Raw genomic sequence first — 11,354 nt, forward strand, 5'->3', positions numbered from 1 at the left:
CCAACCTAAAAGATAGTGGCCCCCTGCAATCGCTTGGTGTTCAGACGCGCTAAACTAGTTGTAACTGGGTTTGACAAGGATGGAGCCAGTACCTAACTTGAATTGGATCCAAATAAACGCGCTTCATTTCTGCCCTGAGTCGTATCAACGTGAGCGTAAAACACAGTCCTTTAAGCAGTATAGAAATACACGGCCCTATACCTGCCCATTTGGCGCGGTCGGTAATTGAAGAGGCTTTGCGCAACGCCATTCTCGATGGCCGTTTACCCTGCGGTACGGCTATCCGACAGCAAGCATTGGCAGAGTTGTTCGGCGTCAGTCGCATGCCGGTTCGCGAGGCTTTGCGCCAGTTGGAGTCCCAAGGTTTATTGCAGGTTGTACAGCACAAGGGCGCGGTCGTTGCACCTTTGATTGAGGACAGCTCGCTGGAAACCTATGAGCTTCGATTCTTGCTTGAAGCTCAAGCCTTGCGCTTGTCACTGCCGCTGTTGAAAGAGGAGGATTTCGAGGCGGCTTCTGGCTACATCGAGGCGCTTGAAGTCGAAACTGATTTCGCAAAGATTGGCACACTTAATCGGCTCTTTCACCAAGCGCTTTACCGCAAGGCCCCGAACAAAAAGCTGTTGGCGTTAATCGAAAACGGGCTGGTTGAAGAAGAACGCTTTTTGCGCTTCAACCTTGAACAGATGAACTTGGGCAGGTTGTCTCAGGACGATCACCGAGCGTTACTGCGTCATGCTCAAGCCGGCGATGTTGAAGGCTGTGTCGCGGAACTGGAACTGCATCTACAGCGTGCAATTCAAGCGATTACTCAGTTTTTGAGCAGCCAGAAACCAAAACAGCCCTGACATGTAATATGCCAGGGCTGTGGATAAGTCAGTGAAGTGCGTGAGCCTCAGATTTTAAAACTGTCGACCAGTTGTTTGAGGCGACTTGCTTGCTGCGAAAGCGCATCACAGTCTTTGAGCGTTTCGTTGAGGTTGACCACGCCTTGTTGGTTGAGCAGGTTAATTTGGTTGATATCCACGTTTAGGCTCTCTACCACTGCGGTCTGCTCTTCCGTGGCCGCCGCTACCGATTGGTTCATGCCGTCAATTTCTTCGATACGCTGAGTCACGCTGATCAAACGGGCACCGGCCTGATTGGCCACCTCCACACTGTCTTCACTGGAGGTCTGGCTGGCGTTCATGGTGCTGACAGCCTCGCGGGAGCCGACTTGCAACGAGGTAATCATTTTGTGGATCTCCTCTGCCGACTCCTGAGTGCGGTGAGCGAGGTTGCGCACCTCATCCGCGACCACGGCAAACCCGCGACCTGCTTCACCCGCACGCGCAGCCTCAATGGCCGCATTGAGGGCCAGCAAGTTGGTTTGCTGGGAGATACCTTTGATCACATCCAGTATGTGACCAATGTTGTCGGTGCTGGCATTCAGGGTTTCGATTTGCGCGCAGGACAAACTGATCTTTTGTGAGAGTTCAGTCATGGCCTGGATGGTCTGCTCAACCACTTTGCGGCCATCGTCGGCTTGTTCGCTGGCTCCGCTGGCATGCTGCGAAGCATCCGCGGCATTACGCGCGATCTCCTGAGTGGCAGCCCCCAGTTCGTTGATAGCGGCGGCAACGCTGTTGGTACGCGCGCTTTGTTCGTCTGAGCCAATAATTGAGGCGTTAGACGATGACATCACCCGCTCGGACAAGTCGTGTACCTGACGAGTGACGGAGGACACTTCGGAAATAGACGCGTGAATACGCTCAACAAACTGATTGAATGAGCCGGCCAACTCGCCAAACTCATCTTTGTTCTCAATCACCAGACGGCGTGTCAGATCACCTTCGCCTTGAGCAATGTCTTGCATGGCGCGCCCCATGGTTCTCAGTGGGCGCATCAGCACTTGAATCAACAGGCTCAGCAGGAGTGCAATCACGGCTACGGCAATAAACATCGCGACTAATGCAGAAGTGCGAAATTTAGAAAGCGGTGCGTAGGCTTTTTCTTTATCCAGTGACTGACCAATGTACCAATCTGCAGATGGTAAACCGGTCACGGGGGTGAAAGAGATGATCCGCTCCTGACCATTAAGCGTCACTTCCTGAATCCCCGTCTCGATCTTCAGAGAACTGGCAGGGTAGATATCACGCAGGTTTTTCATCACCTGGTCTTTATCTGGGCTGACGATGACTTGACCGTCGCCGCTCACCAAAAAAGCGTAGCCCAAGCCGCCGGAATCAACTGAGTTGATGATCTTGACCAGACTCTCCAGGCTCAAGTCGCCACCCACTACGCCCAGTAGCTGGCCATCCTTTTTGACAGGCATGGCGATGGTCACAATCATCCCTCCTACAGCCGCCATGTAAGGCGGTGTAAGCATAGTCTTGCCCGCCTCCACTCCTTGCTTGTACCAAGGGCGCTCACGCGGGTCATAGCCATCGGGCATTTTGGCGTCCGGGCGTTGAGTAAACACGCCATTGGCTTGACCCATGTAGGTGAACTGAAAGTTCGAGGTGAACGCTGGCTGGTCGATCAGCCCAGGGAGGTCAGCCTGATTACCTTGGTGAACAACGTTCTGTGCAAGGCTCTCCAGCATCAGGATACGGCCGCTCAACCAATTCTGGACGCTGCTGGCAGTCAGGCTACCCGCCTGCTGCACTGACGATTCAATGTTCTGCCTGATGGTATTTCGTTGTAGGTAGTCGTTGTACAACGTGAACAACGCAAACGCCAAAACTACTACACCGGATGCGGCTAGAAGAATTTTATGGCTGAACTTGAGATTCATAGCATGGGACTTCTTAGGCCGATAGGGAGGATGCGTGCGGGCTCAAACCTCTGTGCAGCCGTTCGGGCTGTGGTTCGTTCGGGCCTCAATGTGCAATACACGCATTGTTCATCAGGCTGTCGGCATGAATGGCTGAAAACTTAGCTGTTGGTGGCGGTTATTTGCTTGGTCCTGCGAAAGAGCTGTCGCAAATTCGCGAATAATCGTAAGGCACGGGAGAGCCTACCTTTCAAACTTGCCAGTAAGGATGGTCCTGTCTGCGTGGGAATCAGTGCTTTGTACGACTGGGCTTGTCTATCGACTGCGCTTGCTCGCGTGGAGGCTGCTGACAGCGTTTTTCGGGGCAGTTCAGCTGGGCACGTAAATGCACGAGACGTGTTGACTGGCTGCTTACGAATAAACTTAGGAAGGGGGATGTTGGAGTATTTCTATCACGCAAAAACAAAACCCCTGTCTGCGTGAGCAGACAGGGGTTTCGGAATTCAATCTTGACGATGACCTACTCTCACATGGGGAAACCCCACACTACCATCGGCGATGCATCGTTTCACTACTGAGTTCGGGATGGGATCAGGTGGTTCCAATGCTCTATGGTCGTCAAGAAATTCTGTGACAGAACCGTTAGCGATAACGTGTCTGTGAAAACTTGGGACTTCTACAAAAACAAAATCCCTGTCTGCGTGAGCAGACAGGGATTTTGGAATTTAATCTTGACGATGACCTACTCTCACATGGGGAAACCCCACACTACCATCGGCGATGCATCGTTTCACTACTGAGTTCGGGATGGGATCAGGTGGTTCCAATGCTCTATGGTCGTCAAGAAATTCAGTAGCCAGCTCGTTTACCTTACGGTCAACGCTCCAGCGAATGGGTATGTAATAGAATCGGTGCTTTGTGAGTTGCAAACTTTCGGTTTGTATCGTCTTCACACACCGCAATCTGGTCTCTTCGACTCAAATTGCTTGGGTGTTATATGGTCAAGCCTCACGGGCAATTAGTATTGGTTAGCTCAACGCCTCACAGCGCTTACACACCCAACCTATCAACGTCGTAGTCTTCGACGGCCCTTTAGGGAACTCAAGGTTCCAGTGAGATCTCATCTTGAGGCAAGTTTCCCGCTTAGATGCTTTCAGCGGTTATCTTTCCCGAACATAGCTACCCGGCAATGCCACTGGCGTGACAACCGGAACACCAGAGGTTCGTCCACTCCGGTCCTCTCGTACTAGGAGCAGCCCCTCTCAAATCTCAAACGTCCACGGCAGATAGGGACCGAACTGTCTCACGACGTTCTAAACCCAGCTCGCGTACCACTTTAAATGGCGAACAGCCATACCCTTGGGACCGGCTTCAGCCCCAGGATGTGATGAGCCGACATCGAGGTGCCAAACACCGCCGTCGATATGAACTCTTGGGCGGTATCAGCCTGTTATCCCCGGAGTACCTTTTATCCGTTGAGCGATGGCCCTTCCATACAGAACCACCGGATCACTAAGACCTACTTTCGTACCTGCTCGACGTGTCTGTCTCGCAGTCAAGCGCGCTTTTGCCTTTATACTCTACGACCGATTTCCGACCGGTCTGAGCGCACCTTCGTACTCCTCCGTTACTCTTTAGGAGGAGACCGCCCCAGTCAAACTACCCACCATACACTGTCCTCGATCCGGATAACGGACCTGAGTTAGAACCTCAAAGTTGCCAGGGTGGTATTTCAAGGTTGGCTCCACGCAGACTGGCGTCCACGCTTCAAAGCCTCCCACCTATCCTACACAAGCAAATTCAAAGTCCAGTGCAAAGCTATAGTAAAGGTTCACGGGGTCTTTCCGTCTAGCCGCGGATACACTGCATCTTCACAGCGATTTCAATTTCACTGAGTCTCGGGTGGAGACAGCGCCGCCATCGTTACGCCATTCGTGCAGGTCGGAACTTACCCGACAAGGAATTTCGCTACCTTAGGACCGTTATAGTTACGGCCGCCGTTTACCGGGGCTTCGATCAAGAGCTTCGCGTTAGCTAACCCCATCAATTAACCTTCCGGCACCGGGCAGGCGTCACACCCTATACGTCCACTTTCGTGTTTGCAGAGTGCTGTGTTTTTAATAAACAGTCGCAGCGGCCTGGTATCTTCGACCGGCGTGGGCTTACGCAGTAAATGCTTCACCCTCACCGGCGCACCTTCTCCCGAAGTTACGGTGCCATTTTGCCTAGTTCCTTCACCCGAGTTCTCTCAAGCGCCTTGGTATTCTCTACCCAACCACCTGTGTCGGTTTGGGGTACGGTTCCTGGTTACCTGAAGCTTAGAAGCTTTTCTTGGAAGCATGGCATCAACCACTTCGTGTTCTAAAAGAACACTCGTCATCAGCTCTCGGCCTTAGAATCCCGGATTTACCTAAGATTCCAGCCTACCACCTTAAACTTGGACAACCAACGCCAAGCTGGCCTAGCCTTCTCCGTCCCTCCATCGCAATAACCAGAAGTACAGGAATATTAACCTGTTTTCCATCGACTACGCTTTTCAGCCTCGCCTTAGGGACCGACTAACCCTGCGTCGATTAACGTTGCGCAGGAAACCTTGGTCTTTCGGCGTGGGTGTTTTTCACACCCATTATCGTTACTCATGTCAGCATTCGCACTTCTGATACCTCCAGCAAGCTTCTCAACTCACCTTCACAGGCTTACAGAACGCTCCTCTACCGCATCACCTAAGTGATACCCGTAGCTTCGGTGTATGGTTTGAGCCCCGTTAAATCTTCCGCGCAGGCCGACTCGACTAGTGAGCTATTACGCTTTCTTTAAAGGGTGGCTGCTTCTAAGCCAACCTCCTAGCTGTCTAAGCCTTCCCACATCGTTTCCCACTTAACCATAACTTTGGGACCTTAGCTGACGGTCTGGGTTGTTTCCCTTTTCACGACGGACGTTAGCACCCGCCGTGTGTCTCCCATGCTCGGCACTTGTAGGTATTCGGAGTTTGCATCGGTTTGGTAAGTCGGGATGACCCCCTAGCCGAAACAGTGCTCTACCCCCTACAGTGATACATGAGGCGCTACCTAAATAGCTTTCGAGGAGAACCAGCTATCTCCGAGCTTGATTAGCCTTTCACTCCGATCCACAGGTCATCCGCTAACTTTTCAACGGTAGTCGGTTCGGTCCTCCAGTTAGTGTTACCCAACCTTCAACCTGCCCATGGATAGATCGCCCGGTTTCGGGTCTATTCCCAGCGACTAGACGCCCTATTAAGACTCGCTTTCGCTACGCCTCCCCTATTCGGTTAAGCTTGCCACTGAAAATAAGTCGCTGACCCATTATACAAAAGGTACGCAGTCACCCAACAAAGTGAGCTCCCACTGCTTGTACGCATACGGTTTCAGGATCTATTTCACTCCCCTCTCCGGGGTTCTTTTCGCCTTTCCCTCACGGTACTAGTTCACTATCGGTCAGTCAGTAGTATTTAGCCTTGGAGGATGGTCCCCCCATATTCAGACAAAGTTTCTCGTGCTCCGTCCTACTCGATTTCACTGCAAAGATGTTTTCGCGTACAGGGCTATCACCCACTATGGCCGCACTTTCCAGAGCGTTCCGCTAACATCAATACAGCTTAAGGGCTGGTCCCCGTTCGCTCGCCACTACTAAGGGAATCTCGGTTGATTTCTTTTCCTCAGGGTACTTAGATGTTTCAGTTCCCCTGGTTCGCTTCTTAAGCCTATGTATTCAGCTTAAGATACCTAACTTATGTTAGGTGGGTTCCCCCATTCAGACATCTCCGGATCAAAGTCTGTTTGCCGACTCCCCGAAGCTTTTCGCAGGCTACCACGTCTTTCATCGCCTCTGACTGCCAAGGCATCCACCGTATGCGCTTCTTCACTTGACCATATAACCCCAAGCAATCTGGTTATACTATGAAGACGACATTCGCCGAAAACTTGCAATTACTCACAAATTTTACCTTAGCCTGAATAAACACCAGTGAAAATGTTATTCAGTCTATCTTTCTATCACATACCCAAATTTTTAAAGAACGATCTAATCAAAAGATCAGAAATCAACATTCACCATCACATTGATGGAATGCTCATTTCTAAGCTTTACGATGCAGAAGCAAGTTTATGGTGGAGCCAAACGGGATCGAACCGTTGACCTCCTGCGTGCAAGGCAGGCGCTCTCCCAGCTGAGCTATGGCCCCATATTTCTACAGGCATTTTCCACACAAAATTGGTGGGTCTGGGCAGATTCGAACTGCCGACCTCACCCTTATCAGGGGTGCGCTCTAACCAACTGAGCTACAGACCCAATTTCGAGCTTGCAACCGTTAGCGTGTGCTATCAGCGTGGAGCTTAAAGTTGCTTCTATCGTCTTCTTCAATGAATCAAGCAATTCGTGTGGGAACTTATGGAGCAGCTGATGTCGTCGATTAAGGAGGTGATCCAGCCGCAGGTTCCCCTACGGCTACCTTGTTACGACTTCACCCCAGTCATGAATCACACCGTGGTAACCGTCCTCCCGAAGGTTAGACTAGCTACTTCTGGTGCAACCCACTCCCATGGTGTGACGGGCGGTGTGTACAAGGCCCGGGAACGTATTCACCGTGACATTCTGATTCACGATTACTAGCGATTCCGACTTCACGCAGTCGAGTTGCAGACTGCGATCCGGACTACGATCGGTTTTATGGGATTAGCTCCACCTCGCGGCTTGGCAACCCTTTGTACCGACCATTGTAGCACGTGTGTAGCCCAGGCCGTAAGGGCCATGATGACTTGACGTCATCCCCACCTTCCTCCGGTTTGTCACCGGCAGTCTCCTTAGAGTGCCCACCATTACGTGCTGGTAACTAAGGACAAGGGTTGCGCTCGTTACGGGACTTAACCCAACATCTCACGACACGAGCTGACGACAGCCATGCAGCACCTGTCTCAATGTTCCCGAAGGCACCAATCTATCTCTAGAAAGTTCATTGGATGTCAAGGCCTGGTAAGGTTCTTCGCGTTGCTTCGAATTAAACCACATGCTCCACCGCTTGTGCGGGCCCCCGTCAATTCATTTGAGTTTTAACCTTGCGGCCGTACTCCCCAGGCGGTCAACTTAATGCGTTAGCTGCGCCACTAAGAGTTCAAGACTCCCAACGGCTAGTTGACATCGTTTACGGCGTGGACTACCAGGGTATCTAATCCTGTTTGCTCCCCACGCTTTCGCACCTCAGTGTCAGTATCAGTCCAGGTGGTCGCCTTCGCCACTGGTGTTCCTTCCTATATCTACGCATTTCACCGCTACACAGGAAATTCCACCACCCTCTACCATACTCTAGCTTGCCAGTTTTGGATGCAGTTCCCAGGTTGAGCCCGGGGATTTCACATTCAACTTAACAAACCACCTACGCGCGCTTTACGCCCAGTAATTCCGATTAACGCTTGCACCCTCTGTATTACCGCGGCTGCTGGCACAGAGTTAGCCGGTGCTTATTCTGTCGGTAACGTCAAAGCACTAACGTATTAGGTTAATGCCCTTCCTCCCAACTTAAAGTGCTTTACAATCCGAAGACCTTCTTCACACACGCGGCATGGCTGGATCAGGCTTTCGCCCATTGTCCAATATTCCCCACTGCTGCCTCCCGTAGGAGTCTGGACCGTGTCTCAGTTCCAGTGTGACTGATCATCCTCTCAGACCAGTTACGGATCGTAGCCTTGGTGAGCCATTACCTCACCAACTAGCTAATCCGACCTAGGCTCATCTGATAGCGCAAGGCCCGAAGGTCCCCTGCTTTCTCCCGTAGGACGTATGCGGTATTAGCGTCCGTTTCCGAACGTTATCCCCCACTATCAGGCAGATTCCTAGGTATTACTCACCCGTCCGCCGCTCTCAAGAGGTGCAAGCACCTCTCTACCGCTCGACTTGCATGTGTTAGGCCTGCCGCCAGCGTTCAATCTGAGCCATGATCAAACTCTTCAGTTCAAACATCTTTGGGTTTTGAGAAAACCCTAAACTTGGCTCAGCAATCGTTGGTTACATCTTTGATTTCTCGCGGAGTAACTTGTGATGCTGATAATCTTTTTGACTATCAGTCTGACTCCACAAGCACCCACACGAATTGCTTGATTCAGTTGTTAAAGAGCGGTTGGTTAAGCTTTCGCTCAACCGAGGCGCGCATTCTACAGCAGCCTCTGTTGCTGTCAAGCGGTTATTTAAGAAGTTTTCAAAGTTTCGCTTGGAAATCTTTAACAACTTCAACCACTTGCGCTTTCGATCTCTCGTTAGCGGGAGGCGAATTCTACAGCGTTACACGCTGCTGTCAACACCTCATTTCCTGCTACTTTCAATCGATTTGCCAACCAGGTAAATGACCTACTCAGCAGTACATGCTTTTTACAAAGCTTGTACTTATACAAAAACAAAATCCCTGTCTGCGTGAGCAGACAGGGATTTTGGAATTTAATCTTGACGATGACCTACTCTCACATGGGGAAACCCCACACTACCATCGGCGATGCATCGTTTCACTACTGAGTTCGGGATGGGATCAGGTGGTTCCAATGCTCTATGGTCGTCAAGAAATTCGGTAGCCAGCTCGTTTACCTTACGGTCAACGCTCCAGCGAATGGGTATGTAATAGAATCGGTGCTTTGTGAGCTGCAAACTTTCGGTTTGTATCGTCTTCACACACCGCAATCTGGTCTCTTCGACTCAAATTGCTTGGGTGTTATATGGTCAAGCCTCACGGGCAATTAGTATTGGTTAGCTCAACGCCTCACAGCGCTTACACACCCAACCTATCAACGTCGTAGTCTTCGACGGCCCTTTAGGGAACTCAAGGTTCCAGTGAGATCTCATCTTGAGGCAAGTTTCCCGCTTAGATGCTTTCAGCGGTTATCTTTCCCGAACATAGCTACCCGGCAATGCCACTGGCGTGACAACCGGAACACCAGAGGTTCGTCCACTCCGGTCCTCTCGTACTAGGAGCAGCCCCTCTCAAATCTCAAACGTCCACGGCAGATAGGGACCGAACTGTCTCACGACGTTCTAAACCCAGCTCGCGTACCACTTTAAATGGCGAACAGCCATACCCTTGGGACCGGCTTCAGCCCCAGGATGTGATGAGCCGACATCGAGGTGCCAAACACCGCCGTCGATATGAACTCTTGGGCGGTATCAGCCTGTTATCCCCGGAGTACCTTTTATCCGTTGAGCGATGGCCCTTCCATACAGAACCACCGGATCACTAAGACCTACTTTCGTACCTGCTCGACGTGTCTGTCTCGCAGTCAAGCGCGCTTTTGCCTTTATACTCTACGACCGATTTCCGACCGGTCTGAGCGCACCTTCGTACTCCTCCGTTACTCTTTAGGAGGAGACCGCCCCAGTCAAACTACCCACCATACACTGTCCTCGATCCGGATAACGGACCTGAGTTAGAACCTCAAAGTTGCCAGGGTGGTATTTCAAGGTTGGCTCCACGCAGACTGGCGTCCACGCTTCAAAGCCTCCCACCTATCCTACACAAGCAAATTCAAAGTCCAGTGCAAAGCTATAGTAAAGGTTCACGGGGTCTTTCCGTCTAGCCGCGGATACACTGCATCTTCACAGCGATTTCAATTTCACTGAGTCTCGGGTGGAGACAGCGCCGCCATCGTTACGCCATTCGTGCAGGTCGGAACTTACCCGACAAGGAATTTCGCTACCTTAGGACCGTTATAGTTACGGCCGCCGTTTACCGGGGCTTCGATCAAGAGCTTCGCGTTAGCTAACCCCATCAATTAACCTTCCGGCACCGGGCAGGCGTCACACCCTATACGTCCACTTTCGTGTTTGCAGAGTGCTGTGTTTTTAATAAACAGTCGCAGCGGCCTGGTATCTTCGACCGGCGTGGGCTTACGCAGTAAATGCTTCACCCTCACCGGCGCACCTTCTCCCGAAGTTACGGTGCCATTTTGCCTAGTTCCTTCACCCGAGTTCTCTCAAGCGCCTTGGTATTCTCTACCCAACCACCTGTGTCGGTTTGGGGTACGGTTCCTGGTTACCTGAAGCTTAGAAGCTTTTCTTGGAAGCATGGCATCAACCACTTCGTGTTCTAAAAGAACACTCGTCATCAGCTCTCGGCCTTAGAATCCCGGATTTACCTAAGATTCCAGCCTACCACCTTAAACTTGGACAACCAACGCCAAGCTGGCCTAGCCTTCTCCGTCCCTCCATCGCAATAACCAGAAGTACAGGAATATTAACCTGTTTTCCATCGACTACGCTTTTCAGCCTCGCCTTAGGGACCGACTAACCCTGCGTCGATTAACGTTGCGCAGGAAACCTTGGTCTTTCGGCGTGGGTGTTTTTCACACCCATTATCGTTACTCATGTCAGCATTCGCACTTCTGATACCTCCAGCAAGCTTCTCAACTCACCTTCACAGGCTTACAGAACGCTCCTCTACCGCATCACCTAAGTGATACCCGTAGCTTCGGTGTATGGTTTGAGCCCCGTTAAATCTTCCGCGCAGGCCGACTCGACTAGTGAGCTATTACGCTTTCTTTAAAGGGTGGCTGCTTCTAAGCCAACCTCCTAGCTGTCTAAGCCTTCCCACATCGTTTCCCACTTA

The 11,354-nt window shown here is 51.4% G+C and carries 2 protein-coding genes, 2 tRNA genes, 6 rRNA genes and 1 pseudogene (1 of these 11 only partly in view); 1 reads left to right on the plus strand and 10 read right to left on the minus strand.

Going from position 1 to position 11,354, the window contains the following annotated elements; translation table 11 throughout:
• Positions 1-149 precede the first annotated feature (149 nt).
• Entirely contained in the window at positions 150-848 is a 699-nt protein-coding gene (locus RHM56_RS22575; protein ID WP_322236236.1) for a GntR family transcriptional regulator, read from the plus strand.
• A gap of 47 nt (positions 849-895) precedes the next feature.
• Here the strand turns inward: RHM56_RS22575 and RHM56_RS26025 are convergent, their stop codons facing one another.
• The 10 genes and pseudogenes from RHM56_RS26025 to RHM56_RS22620 form a co-directional block, all read right to left on the minus strand.
• Positions 896-1,681 (minus strand): methyl-accepting chemotaxis protein, encoded by a 786-nt coding sequence (locus RHM56_RS26025; RefSeq protein WP_416194927.1) that lies wholly within the window; start codon positions 1,679-1,681, stop codon positions 896-898.
• Between the two features lie 69 nt (positions 1,682-1,750).
• Positions 1,751-2,776: pseudogene (locus tag RHM56_RS26030) on the minus strand (cache domain-containing protein); the annotation flags it as partial.
• 486 nt (positions 2,777-3,262) lie between these two features.
• Positions 3,263-3,378: ribosomal RNA gene (gene rrf / locus RHM56_RS22585) — 5S ribosomal RNA — on the minus strand.
• 106 nt (positions 3,379-3,484) lie between these two features.
• Positions 3,485-3,600 (minus strand): 5S ribosomal RNA (rrf, locus tag RHM56_RS22590).
• Positions 3,601-3,752: 152 nt separating this feature from the next.
• A 23S ribosomal RNA gene (locus RHM56_RS22595) occupies positions 3,753-6,644 on the minus strand.
• A 236-nt stretch (positions 6,645-6,880) separates the two neighbouring features.
• Positions 6,881-6,956: transfer RNA gene (locus RHM56_RS22600), tRNA-Ala, on the minus strand.
• 30 nt (positions 6,957-6,986) lie between these two features.
• Positions 6,987-7,063: transfer RNA gene (locus RHM56_RS22605), tRNA-Ile, on the minus strand.
• 122 nt (positions 7,064-7,185) lie between these two features.
• Positions 7,186-8,722 (minus strand): 16S ribosomal RNA (locus RHM56_RS22610).
• A 481-nt stretch (positions 8,723-9,203) separates the two neighbouring features.
• Positions 9,204-9,319, minus strand: a 5S ribosomal RNA gene (gene rrf, locus RHM56_RS22615).
• A gap of 152 nt (positions 9,320-9,471) precedes the next feature.
• Positions 9,472-11,354 (minus strand): 23S ribosomal RNA (locus RHM56_RS22620); it runs 1,009 nt beyond the window's last position.
• The 16S, 23S and 5S rRNA genes sit together here with 2 tRNA genes alongside, the layout of an rRNA operon.

Origin of the sequence: Pseudomonas sp. CCC3.1, from assembly GCF_034347405.1 — a bacterium.
Lineage (GTDB): Bacteria > Pseudomonadota > Gammaproteobacteria > Pseudomonadales > Pseudomonadaceae > Aquipseudomonas.